The 21,880-nt window shown below is 41.8% G+C and carries 23 protein-coding genes and 1 tRNA gene; 15 read left to right on the top strand and 9 right to left on the bottom strand.

The features are described from left to right. Positions 1 to 1,245 precede the first annotated feature (1,245 nt). The gene (gene lepB, locus RMZ41_RS05325) at positions 1,246 to 1,818 is read left to right on the top strand and encodes a signal peptidase I (protein ID WP_322640566.1); all 573 of its coding nucleotides are present in this window, start codon (positions 1,246 to 1,248) and stop codon (positions 1,816 to 1,818) included. Positions 1,819 to 1,927: 109 nt separating this feature from the next. Here the strand turns inward: lepB and RMZ41_RS05320 are convergent, their stop codons facing one another. Beyond that, entirely contained in the window at positions 1,928 to 2,461 is a 534-nt protein-coding gene (locus RMZ41_RS05320) for a ComEA family DNA-binding protein (protein WP_322640565.1), read from the bottom strand. Between the two features lie 127 nt (positions 2,462 to 2,588). Then, positions 2,589 to 2,963 (bottom strand): NINE protein, encoded by a 375-nt coding sequence (locus RMZ41_RS05315; protein ID WP_322640564.1) that lies wholly within the window; start codon positions 2,961 to 2,963, stop codon positions 2,589 to 2,591. A gap of 176 nt (positions 2,964 to 3,139) precedes the next feature. On the opposite strand from RMZ41_RS05315, the gene RMZ41_RS05310 reads away from it, so the two are divergent. Continuing rightward, a complete protein-coding gene (locus RMZ41_RS05310; protein ID WP_322640563.1) occupies positions 3,140 to 4,063 on the top strand; it encodes a J domain-containing protein in 924 nt (307 codons plus the stop codon). A 126-nt stretch (positions 4,064 to 4,189) separates the two neighbouring features. Further along, positions 4,190 to 4,513, top strand: a complete 324-nt coding sequence (locus RMZ41_RS05305; protein WP_174712523.1) for a DUF1825 family protein — start codon at positions 4,190 to 4,192, stop codon at positions 4,511 to 4,513. Between the two features lie 170 nt (positions 4,514 to 4,683). Here the strand turns inward: RMZ41_RS05305 and RMZ41_RS05300 are convergent, their stop codons facing one another. Continuing rightward, positions 4,684 to 6,609 carry a transglycosylase domain-containing protein gene (locus RMZ41_RS05300; RefSeq protein ID WP_322640562.1) on the bottom strand — a complete coding sequence of 642 codons (1,926 nt, stop codon included), beginning with the start codon at positions 6,607 to 6,609 and terminating at the stop codon, positions 4,684 to 4,686. 173 nt (positions 6,610 to 6,782) lie between these two features. Between RMZ41_RS05300 and tyrS the strand changes: the two genes are divergently transcribed. The 5 genes from tyrS (at position 6,783) to gmk (ending at position 11,013) form a co-directional block, all read left to right on the top strand. After that, a complete protein-coding gene (tyrS, locus tag RMZ41_RS05295) occupies positions 6,783 to 7,967 on the top strand; it encodes a tyrosine--tRNA ligase (RefSeq protein ID WP_322640649.1) in 1,185 nt (394 codons plus the stop codon). A 21-nt stretch (positions 7,968 to 7,988) separates the two neighbouring features. Beyond that, the gene (gene pyrF / locus RMZ41_RS05290; protein WP_322640561.1) at positions 7,989 to 8,708 is read left to right on the top strand and encodes an orotidine-5'-phosphate decarboxylase; all 720 of its coding nucleotides are present in this window, start codon (positions 7,989 to 7,991) and stop codon (positions 8,706 to 8,708) included. Beyond that, positions 8,705 to 9,430 carry a hypothetical protein gene (locus RMZ41_RS05285; RefSeq protein ID WP_322640560.1) on the top strand — a complete coding sequence of 242 codons (726 nt, stop codon included), beginning with the start codon at positions 8,705 to 8,707 and terminating at the stop codon, positions 9,428 to 9,430. The genes pyrF and RMZ41_RS05285 overlap by 4 nt, the downstream gene beginning before the upstream one ends. A 550-nt stretch (positions 9,431 to 9,980) precedes the next feature. Continuing rightward, complete coding sequence (remA, locus tag RMZ41_RS05280) at positions 9,981 to 10,247, top strand: extracellular matrix/biofilm regulator RemA (protein ID WP_012410221.1); 267 nt, start codon at positions 9,981 to 9,983, stop codon at positions 10,245 to 10,247. 169 nt (positions 10,248 to 10,416) lie between these two features. Then, positions 10,417 to 11,013, top strand: coding sequence for a guanylate kinase (gmk, locus tag RMZ41_RS05275; RefSeq protein ID WP_409874744.1), 597 nt, complete (start codon positions 10,417 to 10,419; stop codon positions 11,011 to 11,013). Positions 11,014 to 11,077: 64 nt separating this feature from the next. Here gmk and RMZ41_RS05270 read toward each other — a convergent pair whose 3' ends face one another. The 3 genes from RMZ41_RS05270 to RMZ41_RS05260 all read right to left on the bottom strand — a co-directional run bounded on the left by RMZ41_RS05270 (position 11,078) and on the right by RMZ41_RS05260 (position 12,556). Next, positions 11,078 to 11,599 carry a photosystem I reaction center protein subunit XI gene (locus RMZ41_RS05270; RefSeq protein ID WP_322640559.1) on the bottom strand — a complete coding sequence of 174 codons (522 nt, stop codon included), beginning with the start codon at positions 11,597 to 11,599 and terminating at the stop codon, positions 11,078 to 11,080. Between the two features lie 273 nt (positions 11,600 to 11,872). After that, positions 11,873 to 12,022, bottom strand: coding sequence for a photosystem I reaction center subunit IX (gene psaJ, locus RMZ41_RS05265; protein WP_069070099.1), 150 nt, complete (start codon positions 12,020 to 12,022; stop codon positions 11,873 to 11,875). Positions 12,023 to 12,061: 39 nt separating this feature from the next. Next, positions 12,062 to 12,556, bottom strand: a complete 495-nt coding sequence (locus tag RMZ41_RS05260) for a Photosystem I reaction center subunit III (protein WP_322734510.1) — start codon at positions 12,554 to 12,556, stop codon at positions 12,062 to 12,064. 274 nt (positions 12,557 to 12,830) lie between these two features. Between RMZ41_RS05260 and tsaD the strand changes: the two genes are divergently transcribed. Then, positions 12,831 to 13,877 (top strand): tRNA (adenosine(37)-N6)-threonylcarbamoyltransferase complex transferase subunit TsaD, encoded by a 1,047-nt coding sequence (gene tsaD, locus RMZ41_RS05255; RefSeq protein WP_322640557.1) that lies wholly within the window; start codon positions 12,831 to 12,833, stop codon positions 13,875 to 13,877. 87 nt (positions 13,878 to 13,964) lie between these two features. Here tsaD and RMZ41_RS05250 read toward each other — a convergent pair whose 3' ends face one another. Both RMZ41_RS05250 and RMZ41_RS05245 read right to left on the bottom strand, forming a co-directional pair. Next, entirely contained in the window at positions 13,965 to 14,876 is a 912-nt protein-coding gene (locus RMZ41_RS05250) for an alpha/beta hydrolase (protein ID WP_322640556.1), read from the bottom strand. 107 nt (positions 14,877 to 14,983) lie between these two features. Continuing rightward, positions 14,984 to 15,703 carry a hypothetical protein gene (locus tag RMZ41_RS05245; RefSeq protein ID WP_012410214.1) on the bottom strand — a complete coding sequence of 240 codons (720 nt, stop codon included), beginning with the start codon at positions 15,701 to 15,703 and terminating at the stop codon, positions 14,984 to 14,986. Between the two features lie 621 nt (positions 15,704 to 16,324). Here RMZ41_RS05245 and RMZ41_RS05240 point away from each other — a divergent pair. The 6 genes from RMZ41_RS05240 (at position 16,325) to RMZ41_RS05215 (ending at position 21,287) form a co-directional block, all read left to right on the top strand. Then, on the top strand, positions 16,325 to 16,873 hold the full coding sequence (locus tag RMZ41_RS05240; protein WP_322640555.1) for a GNAT family N-acetyltransferase: 549 nt from the start codon (positions 16,325 to 16,327) through the stop codon (positions 16,871 to 16,873). A 297-nt stretch (positions 16,874 to 17,170) separates the two neighbouring features. Further along, a tRNA-Pro gene (locus RMZ41_RS05235) sits at positions 17,171 to 17,244 on the top strand. 601 nt (positions 17,245 to 17,845) lie between these two features. Next, complete coding sequence (locus tag RMZ41_RS05230) at positions 17,846 to 18,646, top strand: Tic22 family protein (protein ID WP_322640554.1); 801 nt, start codon at positions 17,846 to 17,848, stop codon at positions 18,644 to 18,646. A gap of 25 nt (positions 18,647 to 18,671) precedes the next feature. Beyond that, positions 18,672 to 19,562, top strand: coding sequence for a peptide chain release factor N(5)-glutamine methyltransferase (gene prmC / locus RMZ41_RS05225; protein WP_322640553.1), 891 nt, complete (start codon positions 18,672 to 18,674; stop codon positions 19,560 to 19,562). A gap of 79 nt (positions 19,563 to 19,641) precedes the next feature. Beyond that, on the top strand, positions 19,642 to 20,250 hold the full coding sequence (locus RMZ41_RS05220; RefSeq protein ID WP_322640552.1) for an L-threonylcarbamoyladenylate synthase: 609 nt from the start codon (positions 19,642 to 19,644) through the stop codon (positions 20,248 to 20,250). Between the two features lie 98 nt (positions 20,251 to 20,348). After that, on the top strand, positions 20,349 to 21,287 hold the full coding sequence (locus tag RMZ41_RS05215; protein WP_322640551.1) for a HAMP domain-containing sensor histidine kinase: 939 nt from the start codon (positions 20,349 to 20,351) through the stop codon (positions 21,285 to 21,287). On the opposite strand, the gene RMZ41_RS05210 is transcribed toward RMZ41_RS05215, so the two are convergent. Further along, complete coding sequence (locus RMZ41_RS05210) at positions 21,250 to 21,720, bottom strand: GNAT family N-acetyltransferase (RefSeq protein WP_322640550.1); 471 nt, start codon at positions 21,718 to 21,720, stop codon at positions 21,250 to 21,252. The genes RMZ41_RS05215 and RMZ41_RS05210 overlap by 38 nt on opposite strands. Between the last annotated feature and the right edge of the window lie 160 nt (positions 21,721 to 21,880).

Below are 21,880 nucleotides of genomic sequence, written 5' to 3'. Positions count from 1 at the left end.
CAGACTTTCTGACATTAAAGTTGCAAGTTATACAACTTTGGGAATTATTTGATTAACATACAAAACTACTTACAAAGATAAGGGTATCTTTCAAAAAATAGTCTATGAAATCATTAGTTTTATTCTTGATAAGATATATTCTACTGCCTGCTGCAATTACTTCCTTTTTAAGAAAAAGTTAAATTTTTAACTGACAGAATATTACCTTGCACTTTCATGAAATAGACTAGACGACAATTGATTAAATATAGTTTCTCATTGGCAAGGGGCACTTATGAGTTAATCTAGATACTTTTGACTCATTTAGCAAAAATAATTTTATCGGCAGTTTAGTCCTATTTTTAATGCTGATACTTTTAGCTTAAATTGCTAGTGACTTTTGTCTGTTAATCTTGTTCTCGATAATCTCTGAGATTTATATCTTATTAATAGTACAATCTAACATGTAGTGTTACCGTGTAATTACGTAAAAAATAGATTATATCTAGGCAAGTTGTTAAAATTGTAATAATCTAAGCATCTACTTCGGTTTCTGTTAGGACAGCTTGGCGTAGATACACCTCCTTGCGTAAGTAGTCAATGGTCAATAAGAAAGAAGGCTTTGTCAGTTGTACTGAGTTTTTTCAAATCAATATTGATTCCTGTGTGGCACTTATCCTATTAAACTATTCAGTTTTACACTTAAATACTGTATGTTCTCATTTTTACTATTAAAACTTAAAGGATCTGAAATTTTGTATTTAAAAATACATTTGAGCGTGGAGCAATTTTATGTAATATCACTTAATAAGACCTATCAAAATATATTTTTCTTCAACTCATATCAAATCTGCTCAATTACTCATCATAAAACTACCCCATTCGCCCTATGGTGAACCTCGCAATGCCTTGGGGTGGGTTAAGGCGAAAACTATAAATAATTTACTGCACATCATATCAGTCTTTACAGAAGAAAGGCATAGGGCAGGAGGAAGTAAAACTGAAAATTTTTAATAACTTATCTTATAATTGCAGCAATTAGAATTAGGATTCTTAATGATCTAGGAATCTTAATGATTAGCTTATATTGCCTAAGACAGGTCATCGTTTATTTAGAGTACTTTTACTTGCGTTTGGTAGATGTAATAACTGTATTATTTAATATGTGTATGAGTTTATGCAGAATCTAGATTGTTTATTAGTATACATTTTGAGTCAAAATAATCAAGGTATTTGTCCCACTTTTGAAACTGGCTACAAATTTTTATGATTCCTCACGAAAGTGATGCAAAAGAAGAACGTGCATCGTTAAAAGTATGGCGTAGTTGGCAAGAAAATCTGATTTTAGTTGCGATCGCATTATTTTTAGCACTTCTAATCAGGACTTTTATCGCCGAACCCCGCTATATCCCTTCGGATTCGATGCTGCCAACCTTACACACTGGCGATCGCTTGGTAGTTGAAAAAGTATCCTACCATTTTCATCCTCCCATAACTGGAGATATTATTGTTTTTCAGCCACCCGCAGAACTACAACGTCGAGGATATCCCAAAGACCAAGCTTTTATCAAGCGGGTTATTGGCCAGCCTGGTGAAGTAATTAGTGTTAATGCTGGCAAAGTCTACCTCAACGGTCAACCCTTGGCAGAAGATTACATCGCTGAACCACCAAATCAGCCATATCAACCAGTGAAAGTCCCAGAAGACGAATTTTTTGTCATGGGAGATAACCGCAACGATAGTAATGACTCTCGCTATTGGGGTTTTTTACCCAGAAAAAACGTCATCGGTCGGGCAACATTTCGTTTTTGGCCTCTCGATCGCATCGGGTTTATTTAATCAATTTTGGATTTTAGATTTTTCCTTCAATCCGAGTTGCGCTGTAAGCGCACCGTGCGACTCAAAATCTAAAATTAGCAGAGTTAGGAGTTATTTTAAAACTTCTAACTTAAAACTTTAAATAATACATTAGTTGAGCGATCGCATCACCAGGTAACTCCAGCCTTCGTTGAAAATCAGCTAGGTTACGGTAAGGCCCGACTGATTGCCGATTTTGAACCACTGCTTGCGCTAAAGACAAATCTATAAATGGAATTTGTGCTAACTTTTCGACTGTTGCTGTATTTGGATTGACTAAGTGAGTAGGACTTTCTAGAGATTCGTGGTCATAGTAAATAAAATTCAGCAGAGGCTTTAAAGGCTCCAGGCGCGGCGCTGGTATAGCCAAAGCTGCGGCGATATCTTCAATACAGTAAAATTTAACACCACAATGCGAAAGTTCTACAAGTGATCGCGCTTGGTGAATTGACAAACCTGGTAAACGTAACCAATCATCCACAGTTGCTTGATTTGCATCAATGCGAATACCTAATTTTGCCGCGATCTGAATTTCTTCACCAGATTGGAGGCGATAGTAGGGATCGTTGAGAAGCTTGGCGCGGAGTTTTTGCAGCCTGGGGTTCAAAGATAGCCAGTTATTCATATCGCTTACTTTAACCAATATTGAGGTCAAGTCCCCATCCCATAAGGGTTGATTGTAATGCGATTGGGGTTGAAATCCCCTTTTCGCTTACATAATTACGAATTACGAATTACGAATTACGAACTATTTAAGAAATCTGGTCTAGCAATTGGCGGCGCTTTTGCTCAAACTCATACTCTGAAATCAATCCATCCTGACGCAAAGCATCTAATTCTCGCATTGCCTCAGCCATCGCTCCTACCTGATTACTTACCTTTTGTGAGTTTCTTGTCGCTGACTTGCCAAGATTAAAATTACGATCAAAAGCTTCTTCGTCTTGGGCTAAATACCAAACTCCCTCAATAGCACTGGCTACCTTGGGGATGGGTGTCCAGGAAAGTAATACATACAAAACACCCCAAAAAGGCTGTCCTAGATAGAATTTATGCAATCCTGAAATTGTCAGCGTGCCAGAAAAAGCTAAAACAGCAGCAATACTTCGACTTTTGCGCTTAGTCAACATATTTCTAATAAATCTATCAATACCACAGTTTCTACAATCAGACAGTCAACTACCCTGGCTTGCCCTTGAGACTTTTGAAAGTCCTACACAATTTTGAAGAAATTTGAGTAAGTTTCACATGACTGTGCATTGAGCTTTGATGCTAATTTTAAGTTTTTAACAGCTTTATTACTACTATGTCACAGACCTTACTACCGCCGGGATGGGTTGAAAAGCTTTGCGATCCTTACGCTGTGCTAGGAATCTCTGTGATTGCTGACGATCGCCAGATTTTCAAACGCTATCACACTTTAGCGAAACTGCTACATCCCGATCGCCATGCCAAAAGCTGTAATTCAGACCAAGAATTAGCAACGGCAATATTTAGCCATTTAATCAACCCAGCTTATGCAAAACTGAAAAATCGACAGAAGCGCTTAATTGCGATCGCGATGCTGCGATCGGATACGAGAGTTTTGGAGCAGAAGCCTTTGTCTTCTAAAAATGCCATAGCTCAGGAAATGATGGAAATGCCTACACCCGAAGCAGAATTGTTTTACGAAGAAGCGATCGCCTGTTATGCAGAAGCTCAATACAAATCACTAGATCAGTTTTATCAAGTGACGCAACAGATCACTAGACTAAATTTAGTATACTTACGCTTCCATAAACCAGACCTCTTCCTACCACAAAAAGTTGTTCCCATCATCCCTAAAGTAGAAGTCAACCCAGTTGAATTGACATTAACTGAAGTCAAACCAGTTTTGACAAACTACGCTCAACGTCATTACCAGCGAGCTATTGAATACGTCAGACTAACCAAATGGCCCCTAGCCGTACAAGAACTGCGCGATGCCATCAAGTTAGAGCCAAATAACAGCGACTATTACGCCTTATTAGGTTTGGTACATTTCAAACAGAAATTTATGGGGATGGCTAGGGTTTACATCTGTCAAGCATTAAAACTTAACCCGCAAAATTCACTAGCTTTGAAATATGCTTCCGAACTGAAAATTAAACTGGGCGAAAACACCAATCCTAAATCAATGGCTAAAGCTATGAGTATTGCGGCTTTATTAAGTCGGTTTACACAGAAAAAAGGTTCTCAAGTCAAGTGTTGAAATTTGGGTAACAAACCGTACTAAAACCGAAGCTTCGTCATCAGATTACTCACCTAGACTAAAATAATAAATAGAAGTAAAACTATTAAGCTACTGAGTCTGGACACTCAGTTTAGTATAAGCAATATGGGATTCTTCGATTCTGAGATAATTCAGCAAGAAGCAAAACAGCTATTTGACGATTACCAAGCACTAATCAAGCTTGGTAACAACTACGGCAAATTTGACCGCGATGGCAAAAAGCTGTTTATTGAGCAAATGGAAGCCATGATGGATCGCTATCGCATCTTTATGAAGCGTTTCGAGCTATCAGAAGATTTTATGGCACAAATGACCGTAGAACAATTGAAAACGCAATTAGGTCAATTCGGTGTCACTCCGCAACAAATGTTTGACCAAATGCACCTGACTTTAGAGCGGATGAAAACCGAGCTAGAAAAACAGGCTTAACAAAAGTTAGAAGTTAGAAGTTATGTAAATTAGGTCTTGAAACCTTTGTTATTTCCTTGATTTTTGCAAAATTAGAGTTTTGGTTAATTTTGGAAAACCTTATGGAACCCAGGTTAAAGCTATATCAGGCGTGATATTAGTTAATAACTCCTAACTCCTAACTCCTAACTTTATTGTGACTTGGGGCGAGAAAACTGAGAAGGTGGCTTGAAGTTTTCTACGGGTGTGTTTTTAAGTGCCTTCTCCATAAAATCTTTCCAAATAGGAGCGACCATAACACCACCTGTTGCATGGTCAGCTAATTGTCTGTTGTCGTCTCTCCCTACCCAAACCGCAGTTGTTAACTGTGGCACAGTGCCAACAAACCAAATATCCTTTTCTGATGATGTTGTTCCCGTCTTCCCGGCGGCTGGACGACCGATCGCAGCACCTTTACCAGTACCTTCAGAAATTACCGATCGCATGACATCAAGAATTGCTGCCGATGCCCAAGGATCGAGAACTAGCTGAGGCTTGGGAGTGTTGTCTAGTAATACGTTACCACTACTATCGGTGACACGGGCAATTACAGTTGGTGGTGACTGCCAGCCATAATTAGCAAAGGTGGCATAAGCACTAGCCATTTCCAGAGGTGTAACACCAATTGCACCAAGCGGCAAGGAAGTAACAGGTTCCATCGGACTCATAATACCCAAGGTACGACAAGTTTCGATCACTCTATTCATCCCCACAGCCTTACCAATCTTAATCACCGGAATGTTGCGCGATTGGGCTAAAGCTCTGCGGATTGGCATAGCTCCGCTAAAACCGCCATCATAATTTCTGGGAAAGTACCAACCGTTACCATCTCGATAACTGACTGGGGAATCTACCACCGTCGAGTCTGGGCCATATTTACCAGTAGCAAAAGCAGTATAGTATACAAACGGTTTAAAAGAAGATCCAGGCTGACGTTGAGATTGAGTCGCACGATTGAATTCACTAATCTTAGGATCTATACCACCCACCAATGCTTTAATAAAATGCGTGCGCGGATCAATTGCCACTAGGGCCATTTGATTCTTAGATAATCCTTGATCTAAAAGTGTTTTATGCCACTTAACAACAGTTTCCTCTGCCATTATTTGGAACTTGGCATCAACTGTCGTTTGCACGCGCATCCCACCTTTGAGTAGTGTCTCACGCCCAAACTTTTTAGCTAATTCCTGCGCTACGGTGTTGGTTACATAAGGTAGGGCACTACCTTGAAAAGATTTGATTCTACCAAGTTTGATTTCCTGCTTGAGGGCATTGTCATACTCTGACTGGTTGATCCAGTTTAATTCCAGCATCCGCCCCAGCACTTCTTTTTGTTTCTGTTTTGCCAGCTTCATGCTCACAAAGGGGCTGAATTCTTCTGGTGCTTGAATCAAACCCGCCATCATTGCTGACTCGCCCAAGGTTAAATATTCTGATGACTTATTAAAGTAACTGCGGGCTGCCGTTTGTACACCATAATTGTTATGACCCCAATAAACTTGATTGAGGTACATTTCTAAAATTTGGTCTTTGGTAAGAATTTGCTCTAACCTGATTGCCAGCACTGCCTCCGCTAACTTGCGGGTAAAGGCACGCTTTTGAGATAAAAACAGGTTTTTTACCAATTGCATAGTAACAGTAGAGCCACCCTCTTTGACTCCACCTGCTACAGCGTTAACTACTATAGCGCGGCCAACACCAGTGGGGTTAATACCGTGGTGATCGTAGAAGTGACTATCTTCACTTGCTAATACTGCCCGTTTTAAGTTCGGGGAAATTCTATCTAGGGGTACGACTTCTCGGTTGGCTTCCCCGTGGATACTCGTTAAAAGTTTACCCTTAACGTCATAGATGTAAGTTGTTTCTGAGGGAAAGAAGTTACGTAGCTGTCTTACATCTGGCAAATTACGGAAACTAATGGCTAAACCAACCAGTCCTCCGGCTACAATGGAACTTGCCAACATGGTAATTGAGAGCAAAGTACCGCCAGTTACCTGACCAACTCCTTTCAAAAACTCAAAACCTGATGAAGCCCGACGTTGTGGCTGTTTATCTTCAAAAGTCCTAGAAGACGACACGGCGATTTCACTTCCTCACTTATAAATTTAACTGTAATTGATTGGACGAAGCAAGGCGGTTAATTTTTTGCAATTATAGTAGTTTGGCAGATGAGAAAGCGGATAAATTGCAAGTGTTTATAACCAACTTAACTTCTAGCGTGCAAAACATAGCTAACAGTGGATTTTCTAGTATGACGCAAGATTTTGCTTGGCTGCGTCGTGGTGTTGTAGAAGTTTTTCCACAACCAGTTGATGTTAACAGTGAAAGTCTAGAAAAACGTTTGGCAACTACAAACAAACCTTTGAGGATCAAGTTGGGAATTGACCCTACTGGTACTGATATTCATCTAGGTCATAGCATACCAGTACGAAAACTGCGAGCGTTTCAAGATGCAGGCCATATAGCAGTTCTAATTATTGGCGATTTTACAGCACGCATTGGCGATCCGACTGGAAAATCTGAGGTGCGCCGCCAGCTTACAGAAGCAGATGTCGCTCAAAATGCCCAGACTTATCTTGACCAAGTACGTCCTATATTGGATTTTGACACACCCGGAAGGTTAGAGGTGCGTTATAACTCCGAATGGCTTTCTAAGCTCAACTTAGAGAAAATTTTAGAGTTACTCTCGACGATGACGGTGGGGCAGATGTTAGCGAAAGAAGGATTTGCCGATCGCTATAAAAAAGAGAATCCGATTTTTATCCATGAGTTCCTATACCCGTTAATGCAAGGTTTCGATTCCGTTGCTGTTGAGGCAGATGTGGAATTGGGAGGGACAGATCAGAAATTTAACATCGCTGTGGGCAGAGATTTGCAGCGCCATTTTGGTCAAAAGCCCCAGTTTGGGATGCTGCTGCCAATTTTGATTGGCACAGATGGGGTGCAAAAAATGTCCAAGTCTTTAGGTAATTATATTGGGTTGTCAGAACATCCGGGGCAAAAATATCAAAAATTACAAGGGGTTCCAGATAATCTACTGGAGCAGTATTTTGAACTGCTGACAGATTTACCTTTGGATAATCTGCCAGAAAATCCCCGCGATCGCCAAACACTTTTAGCTTATGAAGTTGTCAAGCAGTACCACAGCGAAACAGCCGCTAAAGAAGCCAAAGAAGCAGCCCAAAGCGGCGGCAAGGAAGGTGCAGTTCCCGAATTTTCTCTAGCTGAAGTATCGCATCCCGCTAAGTTAGCATATATTCTCAATGTCACTGGCTTATGCAAAAGCACAGGGGAAGGTAAACGGAAAATTCAAGAAGGTGGCGTGCGCTTAGATGGCGATCGCATTACCGATGTTGATACTACTTTTGCTGATTCTGCCCAGTTACAAGGTAAGGTTTTACAAGTTGGGAAAAATAAGTTTGTGCGTTTAGTTTAAATGGGGAATGGGGAATAGGGAATGGGGGCTAAACAACGAGTTATTGTGGCTTTGGATGTGCCGGATGAACAAGCTGCGATCGCTCTTATAGATCAACTACCGCAAGTTGGTTTTTGGAAAGTCGGCTTAGAGTTGTTTACCAGCACTGGCCCAAAAATTCTGGAAGTACTGAAGTCTAAGGAAAAGCGCATCTTCCTAGATTTAAAGTTTCACGATATCCCTAATACTGTGGCTGGTGCTTGTCGTAGTGCGGCTCGTTACGGGGTAGATTTGTTGACAATTCATTCTACATCTGGTGTAGAAGCCCTGAAAGCTGCAACGGAAGCAGCCCAAGAAGGGGCTGCCCAAGCGGGTGTAAAACCGCCTAAGTTAATTGCTATTAGCTTATTAACGAGCATTTCTGCTAGACAACTGGCGTTTGATTTAAAGATTCCCCTAGAATTACCAGAATACGCCCTAGAAATGGCGTTGCTGGCTCAAGAAGCAGGATTGGATGGGGTAGTTTGTTCGCCCCAAGAGGCGGCACAGTTGCGAGAAACTTGTGGAGATGACTTTTTACTAGTTTGTCCCGGCGTTAGACCAAATTGGGCAGATAAAGGCGATCAAAAGCGATCGCTTACTCCAGCACAAGCAATCAGTGCTGGTGCAGATTATCTCGTAATTGGCCGTCCCATCATTGCTGCTACCGAACCGGAATTAGCCTGGAAGAGGATTGCTGAGGAGTTAACCACAGTGACATGAAGCTAAGAGTCATTGAGAAACTGGGAAACAGGGTGCAGGCTGTAGGGAAGAAAAATCTTACCTCTTCGCTCAGGAAGGAAAATTATAGTTGGCTTTTAGCTTGTGGCTTTTGGGTTTTAGTATCAAATAGCTTTATTTACCCAGCCTTCTCGAAAAACTTCACCCCTAACCCCTCTGTTTTAGTAGAAAGGGAAAATATTAAAGACGGGGTGAAGTCTTTGTGTTCTGAGCAAAATTTAGAGACATTAACTATACACTTACTCCAAGATTTACCTAGTTATACTAATCGCGCCAGCCAACGCGCCCGTCGCCTCAGCAGAAGCAGTGATATTTACAGTTATATGGTAGTGGCAGGAAGACCTGAGTTTACTCCTCTGCCCCTTAACCTTGAAGAATATAGTGCAGATGCGTCTAAAAGCTCTGCATCAGGAGTTGAGCAAGTTTTCTTTACTACCTTGGAACGGCAATATATAGGAAAGAAAGCGATCGAATTGCAGGAGTTCCACTGGCTGTTGTTAACTAAAACTACAACTGGTTGGCGTTTAGTGATGATGTTTTCTCAAATTGGTTTCTATTCAAAAGAGCAACCAGTATCTCCGCCACGGGATAGTAGTAATGGCACTGTTGCCCAAGGGGTTAATACTTGGTTACGCGATTGTGAAGCTGGCAGTGTCCGACGGATGCGTGCTGTGAATCGAGGAGAATATCCAGCCCACAACTGAATTTATAAGCTAATAGCAAAACTAACTAGATCGAGTGGACTGAAGCGATCGTTTGTAGGACTTACGTACAAGTGTCCGAGATAACTAAATAATGAACCACAGAGGCGCAGCCTGCAAGCAAGTCCGTGCAGCCGCGACTACAAAAGAAGCAACTAGCGCGAAATTACTTATTAAAACTCTACTCCTTTATGAATAGAGTATTTATCAATTCTGACTCCTGAATTCTGAATTCTGACTCCTTTTTATTACTTTTTACCCTTTTTCCAACTTCTGCAAACAGCTGATTTTGTTCTCCATTAATTTCCGAGCCAGATACTTGTTTAAAACAAAATAAATTACATCATCCAACTAGCTTGTATCAGTGTAATTGCGCCTATACCTTTGGAAAGATTTTCGGGAAATTTAGGCGATAAATAGCGAAAAAAAAGCAGACATTATTTAAAAACGAAGGCTGGCTTGAATTTAAGCGTTGTAACTCCCGTTCTTTGGCGATAACATAGAAATAAGTTGATTTCAAGCTTCTCAAACCGCCTTTGGCGTTAGTTTTTTTATGGAGATTCAATTAATTAATATCGGCTTTGGTAACATTGTGTCTGCTAACCGAGTAGTTGCAATTGTCAGTCCAGAGTCTGCCCCAATTAAGCGGATTATTACCGATGCACGGGACAGAGGCCAACTGATTGATGCAACTTACGGCCGTCGGACTAGGGCTGTAATTATCACCGATTCCAGCCATGTAATTCTGTCAGCAATTCAGCCGGAAACGGTAGCGAATCGCTTTGTAATTTCCCGCGATCATCAAACTGTAGATAATTGACTAGTAGTTGATTATTCCTACTCCTCTTTCTACCGTATCGGTAGTACTATGTGAATTAGATAAGTTTTCTGTCACCCTTGCTACAAATTCTTTAGTCATTAGTGGACTAGGCCGGGAACACAGGACTAATGAATAATATCTATTGATTGATTCACAGGTTGAGGGGATAATGCCAGTTTTACCGAGCCAGAGTAATGCTACCACCGAAGAATGCTTAAATTTAGGTAGGTTGATTGTTTTAACTGGCCCTAGTGGGGTTGGTAAAGGCACTTTAATGCGATCGCTTCTAAAGCGTCATCCAGAACTTTATTTTTCCGTATCCGCAACGACTCGTTCTCCCCGTCCAGGAGAGATCGATGGCAAAAATTATTACTTTGTCAGCCGTACTAAATTTGAACAATTAGTGGCTGAAGGTGAGTTTTTAGAATGGGCAGAATTTGCTGGTAACTATTACGGCACTCCCCGTGAAGCTGTACTTAACCAAATTCAATCTGGCAAGTTAGTAGTGCTAGAAATTGAGTTAGAAGGTGCAAGACAAATTCGTGCTTCCTTCCCCAGTGCCCTTAGCATTTTTATTTTACCGCCTTCTTTTGAGGAATTAGAGAAACGGATACGCTCTCGCGCCCAAGACTCTGAAGAAGCGATCGCTCGTCGTCTACTCCGCGCTAAAGAAGAAATTCAAGCCGCAGATGAATTTGATATTGAAATCGTTAATGACGATTTTGAAACTGCTTTAAATGACATTGAAAGGGTTTTGTTTAAATAAGTTTAGGAGTTGGGAGTACAGACACGATTAATCGCGTCTGTACTCCCAACTCCTAATTTCTAAATTAACCAAATAAACCTTGAATTAGTCCCAGGTTGCTAGTCAAAAAGTAAGCAACTACTGCACCACCAATACCACCAATCAAGAAAGAACTGGCAAAATTGTTCCAGCTTTCTTTAGAGTTAAAAGCATCTGCTGGAGGGTTAGGTACTGTAACGCTGGCAAGCGCTTTTGGAGGATTGCTATTCGCGTAAAGGGATAAACCCGCTGTCAGAACAACAACTAAGCCAATCGCTGCCAGTAAACCAGCTAAATTCGCATTATCTGTATCCCGCAGTGGGCCTAGTTTGGCAAAGGGGCCAAATATCCAGTAACCATGAGCCATACCAACTTCTAAACCGCGTCTGGCAGGAGCGAGTCCTGGGCGATAGGCAGGTAAGTTATTAATAAACCACTTGCTCAAGGGAGAAGCATTAACCGGGGTTTCTAGGTTGCCCAGTTGTGGATCGCGGAATGCAGGGAAAACAACTTCCCGATTTCTGGGATCGCTGGGGAGATTCTTTGATGCATCTACAGCTTGTGCCATATTTTATGTTCGCCTCTAAATTTAAAATGGTGGCATTTTTATATTAATAATAATTGTAGCCAAAGATGTCTTTTGGCTAAGAAGTTTAGAAAAGTTAATTTAGCTAGTTTTTAAACTGTGAAACTCGCAATCTGTAAACAGGATCGCGAGTTTCAAAAAACTCTTTGTGCTGCCTATTTGGGTGATAATTCTGCTTAATTAAGCTGAATAGATCAACTACATAGTTTTAGGAAAAACACAAGATATTCAACTGTGCTAAATCCCTTTTTCCACTTATGGTAGTGGGTGGAAAAGTAGGTCGGGGAAAAAGCGGTTGAATTCAATCAAGATACCTGCTGTGATGAACAGCCAGATGGTAGCTGCCACAGGTGCTGTGGAAATAAATTTAATCAAATAGGATGATTGATCGCCTTTGTCTGCCATGAATTTAATCTCCAAAACGAGTGAATTAGTTAAGCTGATTTAGCGTGGAGAAATGGGGATTTCTGTATCTTTGGCTGCTAATTTTCCAGAGAGTAATTCTTGGATTGCTGCTACTGGCCAAGTAAAGCCTGACGCTATGATGGGTAGTGCCAAACCAAGATCGATTTGGATTTCTTTTTGTTCGCTGTTCGGGTCTTTTTTGACCGCTTGCAGGTAAGCACGACCTACCCAGCCAATCCAACCAGCAATATATAAAAACAAAATGCTGGGGATCAAAAAGTCACCAGCCCGATCTAGACGACCATCAACAATCAAGTGGGGGTAGCCTTCAGGCCCACACAGTGCCTGAGAATAACGCTCAAACCGCTTTCTCCCGGATTCGGGGTCAGCAGTTGTATTACGGGCATTAGCTGCTAGCTCTTGGAAAGCGGGATTGTCTTTGCACGGTGTCAAATTAGCCCCTAAAGCTTGTGCTGGGGAGGCAAAATTGAACCAAAGACAAATCGCTAACATCAAAGCAAACAATCGTCGCATAGAGTTGTTTCCTTTTATTACAAAACAAGAAGTTTTTTGTACAAAACGAAGCGGCTTGTACAGTCTGTTTATTTGCATAACTAGGAAGTCATCATACTCTTGGGTGGGAACCGAGTAAAGTTTAAGTAAATAAAAGTTAAAGCTTCTCAACCAAAATGGAGTGCCCAGTTGTGAGTGCTGAGTGCTGAGTAAAGAATTGTTGTTGTAGGGTAGTAAAGAAGCAAGATTTTCTCTCTGTTACTCAGGACTCCAGACTCAGCACTGATTACTCTCAATGACAACCGTTTTAGCAATAGAAACCAGCTGTGATGAAACTGCCGTCGCAATTGTTAACAATCGTAAAGTTTGTAGCAGTATTGTAGCCTCCCAAATTCCAGTGCATCAGCAGTATGGCGGTGTAGTGCCAGAAGTTGCGTCTCGCCAACACTTGGAAACAATTAATGAAGCGATCGCACAAGCCCTAGATCAAGCCCAGCTAAACTGGGAGCAAATTGACGCAATTGCCGCCACTTGTGCGCCTGGACTCGTAGGAGCGCTGTTAGTAGGGTTAACTGCTGCCAAAACCTTAGCAATGGTACACAAAAAACCATTTTTGGGAGTTCATCACCTCGAAGGTCACATTTACGCAACTTACTTGAGCGAATCAAGTTTAAATCCCCCTTTCTTGAGTTTATTAGTTTCTGGCGGACATACAAGCTTGATTTATGTCAAGGATTGTGGTAGCTACGAAACACTAGGACAAACTCGTGATGATGCTGCGGGTGAAGCCTTTGATAAAGTGGCGCGATTGTTAAAGCTGGGTTATCCCGGTGGGCCAGTAATTGACAAGTTGGCACAACAGGGAAATCCGCAAGCCTTTGCGTTACCAGAAGGAAAAGTTTCTTTACCTGGTGGGGGGTTTCATCGTTATGATGCGAGTTTTAGTGGGTTAAAAACGGCTGTATTGCGTTTAGTGCAGCAATTAGAGAAAGATGGTGGACAAGTGCCAGTAGCAGATGTAGCAGCTAGCTTTCAGGAAACCGTAGCGCGATCGCTAACCAAAAGAGCGATCGCCTGTGCCCTAGACTATGGTCTAGATACAATTGCCATTGGTGGCGGTGTAGCAGCTAATAGCGGATTGAGAAAAAACCTCCAAGCCGCCGCGGTTCAACATAACCTCCGCGTCCTATTTCCCCCTCTCAAATTCTGTACCGATAACGCCGCCATGATCGGCTGTGCCGCCGCCGATCATCTATCTCATGGTCATACATCGCCCCTGACATTAGGCGTTGAGTCTAGGTTAGCGTTGACTCAGGTAATGAAGCTATATCAACCTGTTTAGTAGTCATTGGTCATTTGTCATTTGTCATTTGTCATTTGTGAATAACCAATTCCCAATGCCCAATTCCCAATTCCCAATTCCTAATGACTAATGACTAATGACTATTGACCGAATGCGATCGGCCACTTCATCCGGCTGTTCTAACATAGCCAAATGTCCGCAATTAGGAATTTCTAGAACATTGTCACCACAATATTGAAACAGTCTGTGAAAGCTAGCTAAATGGCGTACATACTTGGGTTCCATAACCTTATCTTCAGCACCAGCCAAAAAATAAACTGGCTGCTTCAGTTGGGATACAAGCTCAGGTAAACGATTGATTTCTTCCTCAGTTGTGGAATCTAATAGAGTTCCTAACGCTGCTTCTGGGTCAGCCACAACGAAATCAATCAGCCTCTGACGTGCCCAATGGCGGTCTATAGGACGAACAACACTGGCTCTAGTAAACAGCAAATCAATCAAAGGTACTTGGGAGAGCCAACGCGGGCGGACTTGCAAAAATTTCTGACCCGCCGAGCGAAACTGCTCAAAGGCTTCTTTGAGGTAAATACCACCGCCAGCGTTGATGCAGATAACTCCCTTGATACACTCTGGGATTTGATCTGCTCCCCAAAGAGCGATCGTACCTCCCAAAGAGTGACCAATTAGCCAAGCACTGGTAATATTCAGCTGTTTTAGGAGAATAGCTAAATCCTGAGCATAAGCAACAGGAGTATAAAGAGAATCGATTGGTGAACCAAGCCCAATATTCGATACGGGCATCAGACTCATAGACGTTTGTGCCCGACTAAAATCAGTTTTTACCTGAGACTGGGATTCACCAAAACCCCGCAAATCATAGGAAAGGCACTGCAAATCATCTGATAGGCGGGAAATCACAGGTTGCCAATATCCACGGCTATTAAGCCAACCGTGGATAAATACTAAAGCGTGGGGGCAGGAAGTGGGAGCCGTTAGCTCGTATGCGTGTGGAACGCCCAAGATTTCGATAGTTGCCATACTTATATCGTACCCCGAAGGGCAGGTGCGACTAAATACGGAATAAAAAGAGAGTTAGGAGTTAGGAGTTAGGGGTTAACAATTCCTAACTCTTCACTCCTAACTTTTCATTTCCCCAGCAACCTCTGTCGCACTCCTTCGGCAATTTTGTGACCAAGATATTCGGGAATGAGGCTTTCATTCGGCCCCAATAAGTACAGAATTAGCCGTGTACGTCCACGCCAAACCAATAGATTGGCATTGACTACCAGTAGGTCTTCCTGCCAGATGGCGTACATCACTTTGTAAAATAATCCTGGTTGATTATCGGCTTCAATTACCAAAGCAGGGAGATGAAAAACTGGATCGACATAGAACTCAGTTTGTACCTGCTCTAAGCCAGTATCAAGATTAAATTCTACTGCCAGCATCTCTTCTACCTCAAACCGACCTCCTAAAGCCTCGCGGATGGCGCGACAGACATTTTCTGCGGTTTTCTCGGTCAAGGCTTTACTACCACGAGATACCAATAATTTGATAAAAACTAACATTGGCGGACGGATCTGACCGTATAGACTCAGACCGTGAATAGTCAACCCATAAGCTGCTAGTACACCAAAAATATCGCTGAGGAGAAAAGACTGGTTGCGGTAAGCAAAATGCAAAGCACTTTTACTACCTTCCGGTTTCAGTTCAATAACAGCGCGTCTAGTTTTATAGAGACGGTAGGCTAGGCGCAAATTTTGCAGTTGAATTTCACTGCTGACGAATTGCTCATAAAACTGGGGAAACGCTCGGTTAAAGCGTTTTAGGAGTTCCAGTGTTGAAGATTTTAAACCAGAAGCCATTGTTAAGGGTAAAACTCGCTTGCTTTCATCACCTGGGGACTAGTAACGCTCGCTATGCGTAATTCATAATTCGTAATTCGTAATTCGTAATTAGCATTGCGTAAGGGTTTTAGACATTTCAAACGGGTGGTTTATTTCCACCGTGCTGTACTAGGGACTGGGGTTGGGGACTAGGAAAGAATTTTCCCAAATACTCAATCTCTTGTGTACAATTCACTCCTAAGCTAACGTGCATTTAAACTCTATACGAGCAATTGTCAGGATTTGGTTTTTCCATATTAAATTTTGAATTTTAAGCAGAGGCTTCTGACCATCATAACTTCGGTGTCCAATTGCATTGGCAAGCAAGAGGACGAACTCAACAGGATAGGATCTGGAATTTTGAATTAGTTTATATCCTTACCCTTTTGGGGAATTTCTCCTAGCCTTTACAACAAAATGCTAAAGTTGAAAATGATTGGTGTGAAACACGCTCTAACTAGCTGTTACCATTGCAAATCCCGAAAACAACCGAAAAACTTTGAGTGTAAGGGGTAGCAAATGGAGGTAGCTATGTTAAACATGAATCAACACTCCTGAGAGTGGAAACCAATTTAGTTATACTACCCGAACCACGTTGGCATGGGTTTTTGGAAAACTTGGTTTAGTACTCCTGAATCTGTAGCGACAACTAGGACAAATCCTTTTGAAGAACGTGTAGATGCTGCGGGCAACTCCAATCCCACTAGCATTAACGAAGCTTCTTCAAAGGAAACTCGTATCGTCTTTAGTACGGAGCGAGATATTGACCTATATGAGCTAGAAGAACTCTGTGATGCAGTTGGTTGGTCGCGTCGTCCTCTAAGAAAAGTGAAAAAAGCTATTGAGCATAGTTTTCTTGTCGCCTCAATGTGGCAGGTGAGAGGAAACCAAAAGCGGCTCATTGGTTTTGCCCGCGCTACCTCAGATCACGCGTTTAATGCCACTATTTGGGATGTGGTGGTTCACCCAGACTTTCAAAGTCAAGGACTGGGTAAGGCACTGATGAAATACGTTCTCAAAAAACTTAGAAGTGAAGAAATTAGTAATGTTACTCTCTTTGCCGATCCTCATGTTGTAGATTTCTACCGGACTATGGGGTTTATGGCTGATCCAGAAGGCATTAAAGGCATGTTCTGGTATCCTCACTAAGGCTTAATCAAAATAAAACCCGATTTGCACAAAAAAATCAGGTCAAATGGTGAAAATCTGTTATTTTGATGTAGTTTTACTTTTTTTCTGCCGACGAGGGCGCAAGTATATGTCTTGTAAAACTAAGTCGGCAAAAAACCTTATCAGTGTAAAGATTTAATCTATCTTGTTCTTGGTAAAGAAGAAAAAACATTAGGCATAAGCCGTATGATGTGATATATTGACTTTAATGCTTTTGGTGAAGCGCGATCGCTTTGATGGGATAAAACCCAAGTCCAAAAAGTAAATGAGTATAACCGGGATGTAGCGCAGCTTGGTAGCGCGCCTGCTTTGGGAGCAGGATGCCGCAGGTTCAAATCCTGTCATCCCGATTTAATTAATAGATATTAACAGCTAAAGCGAATTGACAGAGTTTGTTAGCTAAAACATGCAATTAAATTGCACATTTTTATGGCTAACAGCAGATTGCCTGTTATATTGTTTAGTTTGTTGTTAAAGCCTAACAATAAATAATAGTACGCAGTTAAGCAGTAAGATATTCCTGGTATTGAGCTTTGTATAGATTTGAGAAGATATTCAAGCAAGGGGGGTGGAACGATTGATTAAGTAATAGCGTCACCCGATATTATAGAAAGCCAATAGAATGGCATTTATCATATCCAAGGTCGAAAGACTAAGAAACTTTTCACCCTTTGAGAAGACATATAATAGGCATCTACAGAATTTCGTGGTGAATAAGCGAAATCCAGCAAAACATAACTTTAGCACTGTGAATTTGGGGAAACGATACTATAGCAACCCTCAATACTTGGGGAATATTGGATTTTGACCGTTGACGCTTAACCTCAACCTCAACGCGCACAATGAATTTTTCCCAACTGAAATAGATTGCTATATAACTAAAGCTAGTTGGTGCTGTGCAAATCCAACCATTTGTTTAATTTAATTAGGTTATTGATGCGAGGAGCAGTCATGAAATCATTTATTCGCTTGGGCGCAACATTGGGTATAGCTGGTAGTGTATTTTTAACGGGACTTTCAGGAATAGGCAATTTACCAGGAATAGGCAATCTAGAGGCGGTAGCGTTGCCACAAGATCAAATAGTGAAAAAGCTCCAAGAAGTACCTGTATTTACGCTTACCAATCCTAAAGGCGAATTCGTAGTTCTTTCAAGGAACAACGCATCTAAGCCTGTTTCTCAAGTGGGATTTTTTATCAGCAAGCAAGATGCTCAAAAATTCCTTGACAATCGCCTCAAAAAAGAAAATCCCCAATTGGCAAGCACCTTACAGGTTAGACCTTTATCTCTGGCAGACTACTATAAAATAGTTCAAGAAAGCAAAAAGAAATCAGACTCTGTAATTTATACTTTAGTACCGACGCAAGCACAGGTAGCTTCGGCAACAAGTATGCTTAATCAAAGTGGTAAAAAAGGGCAACAATTCAATGGGATTCCCTTATTTGTACCCAAATTTAAGAAAGATAATAGCTATTTGACCATTCCCCTGGCAAAAGGCAACGAGCGGTACATCCCATTCTTTTTTGAGAAAGAGCAAGCAGTGGCTTTGTTAGACCAATTCAAAAAAGCCGTGCCGAAGGAAGCAGAGAACACTGAAATTCAGGTAGTGGATTTGTACGGTGTTATGGAGGCTCTCAATAGCAGCACCGACCCTAGTATCAATAAAATTGTTTTGTATCCATCACGGGAGTCCATCAATTTTATTCGCTCACTTGCGCCGAATCAATCACCAGCTGCACCCGGGAAAAAATAACGCTTATTTACTCCAAGGTTGAGGCATGGGAGAGAAGCATCTGATAGTTTCTGGTTTACAACTTTGGCAGTGGCGAAATGCGGCTATTGAAGCAGCGATCGCCACTGATGTGCCAACAATGGAGGTAGATTGGCTACTGTTAGAAGTTGCTGGGTTAGACCGCTTGGCACTGCGTTTGGAATCTTTTAAAGACTGGCCGCAAATTCACCTGCAATTGCCTCTAGAAAAGTTAAACCAGCTATGGCAGAGACGATTAAACGATCGCTTACCAGTGCAGTATATTGCCGGAGTGACACCTTGGCGTAACTTTGAAATCACTGTGTCAAGCGCAGTTTTGATTCCCAGACCAGAGACAGAACTATTAATTGATTTAGCTTTAGCATCTGCTAGTAATGCTTCAGGACATTGGGCAGATTTGGGTACTGGGAGTGGAGCGATCGCTATTGGATTAGCAGATGTGTTGCCAAAAGCAACAATTCATGCTGTTGACTACAGTATAGAAGCTTTGGCGATCGCCCAAACCAACGCCGATAATTTAGGTTTTGCTGACCGGATTAAATTTTATCAAGGTTCTTGGTGGGAGCCACTGACATTTCTCAAAGGTCAGTTCAGTGGTATGGTGTCGAATCCCCCTTACATACCCACCAGTACTTTACCTACACTGCAACCAGAAGTAGTTAACCATGAACCACATCTAGCTTTGGATGGTGGCAGTGATGGCTTAGATTGCATTCGCCATTTGATAGAAATTTCTCCCAGTTATTTACAATCTGGCGGTGTATGGTTAATTGAGATGATGGCAGGACAGGCGGATGCAGTGCGAGAACTTTTGCAAAATCAAGGTAGCTATTGTAAGATTCAAATTCACGCTGATTTAGCTGGAATTGAACGCTTTGCCATTGCCTATAAAAGTTAGAAAATAGGGTATGGGGTATGGAGCATGGGGCATAGCGGATAGGGAAAATGCTCTATACTCTATACCTGTACCCATAAAAATGACACAAGTTTCTTTAACAAATCTAATAGCTGGCGCACAGGCTGGTCTTTTAGTGAGCTTTCCTACTGATACTGTTCCTGCACTTGCGGCGATATCAGAAAAAGCTGGGTTAATTTTTACGGCGAAACAACGCAGTCAGGATAAACCTTTGATTTTGATGGCTGCTAGTGCTGAAGATTTATGGCCTTATGTTAAAGGTAGTGAGAATGAGTATAAAGTTTGGCAAGAACTAGCTGAGAAATATTGGCCAGGAGGGCTGACATTAGTTTTACCAGCAAGTGAAAGATTGCCAAAAGTTATGAATCCCATTGACCCGACAACAATTGGTATTCGAGTCCCAAACAGTGCGATCGCTCAAACTATTTTGGCGCAAACAGGCCCCCTTGCTACTACTAGCGCTAACTTTTCTGGTCAGCCACCTTTGCAAACAATGGCAGAAATTGAGGTTCAGTTTCCCCAAGTGTTGACTCTCGCAACTAAAGATTGTGAGGGTGAAACCGCAGCGATGGGTGTACCTTCTACCGTTGCGAAATGGACAGGGATAAATTGGCAGATTTTACGCCAAGGTGCGATAAAGTTAGATGTTTCGAGTGATAACCAAATATAGGTAGTTATAATGTTGTTTTCCTAATTTCCACAACAGAGAAATCTGGAACTTTAGTTTGGGCTGTTGTGGTCAATTAACAAGTTAATAATTGCCAAATTATGAATTGGAGCAACTGGATATATCTAGGAGCAGGATTAGCACTAGGTATGATTTTCCATCAGTTATTTGCGCGATGGCTACGCCCAAAGCAGGCATCGCCAAAAGTTTCATCTAGCTCATCTCCAGTAGCGCCATTAGAGCAAGAGGATGTGCCACCAATATCACAACAGCTACAGCAAACCCAACTGGCATACCTGATGGCAAGGGAAATGGGCCAGTTTAAAGCTGGTTTTTTGGCGCGGACTACCCATGAATTGCGATCGCCTCTAAATGGTCTGATTGGCTTGCATCAATTAATTTTGTCAGATTTGTGCGAAGATCCGACTGAAGAACGAGAATTTATCGTCCAAGCTCACGAGCGAACGCTAAAGTTGCTCAAGCTGATGGATGAAATTCTCACTGTTGCTAGAACGGAACACGGTACTAATAAATTAGATATTCAGCCCCGACCGTTAGCCCAAGTTTTGGAAGAGGTTCATAACTTAACTTATATGCTGGCGGCCAATCGCAATTTTCCCTTGCAATTGTTACCCGCCGATCCAGAAATTTATGTTTTGGCAGATTATCTCTGGCTCCGCCAAATATTGATCAGTTTAATAGACACTGCCATTACTCAAATGGAGGAAGGCAGCATCTGTATTTCCAGCAATGCCCCACCTACAAATAATTTTGTCAACATTTGGCTGGATGTACCAACCCATGCTGTGTCCTGGAGTGAGCCGATTGATTTGCTCAAATCTGATGAGCAGCAGATCCAGATTGACCAAAAGACTGCTTTTTCTCCAGGAATGAGGCTATTAATCAATCAGACTCTGATGGAAGTTATGGGAGGAAAGTTAGAAATCTTACCTTTGACCATTGCCAAGGAAGCACATCAAGAGATTACCAGACTACAAATCTCTATCCCCCTAGTGATTCCTGAAGCTGAACTTCTGTAGCAGGAACGAAAGTAAGGTTAGCTAGGTTGTGTAACACCATCGTAGTGGTGGTGTTAGAATGGAAACCAATCTTTTCATAAAATCCCTGCTGGTGAGTAGTCATTAGGTAAATGCGCTCAACCCGCCTCATACGGGGATGACTCAAAACAGTTTTCACTAAACTGCTTCCTAGCCCACTACTTTGATACTCTGGATGAATGACAACATCCCAAATTGTGGCGCGATATATGCCATCAGATGTTGCTCTAGCAAAGCCAATAAGTCGATCGCTATCCCAGACAGAAATCACTGGTTCACTGTTGGCAATGGCTAGACCTAAATCTTCAATACTGCGTCCCTTTGCCCAGAAAGCTGAAACGTTTAACAGTTCTTGGAGTTGGTAAAGGTCAATTTCAGACTTGCGATCGCTAAATTGAATCCGAGACTCATTCATGTATGGCATCCACTTTCGGCACTATCTTTGTATATTTAAGTCATATTTTGCTAAAAATTGCTGTACGTGTATATGTATAGCAGAAGCCTTGGTGGTTAGGGCATCAACAGATGATGAAACTTAGACACAAAAAGATTTTTCACCTAGTCCCCAGTCCCCA

Origin of the sequence: Nostoc sp. DedVER02, from assembly GCF_034530675.2 — a bacterium.
Lineage (GTDB): Bacteria > Cyanobacteriota > Cyanobacteriia > Cyanobacteriales > Nostocaceae > Nostoc.
This window is presented reverse-complemented; position numbering and strand designations above follow the sequence as displayed.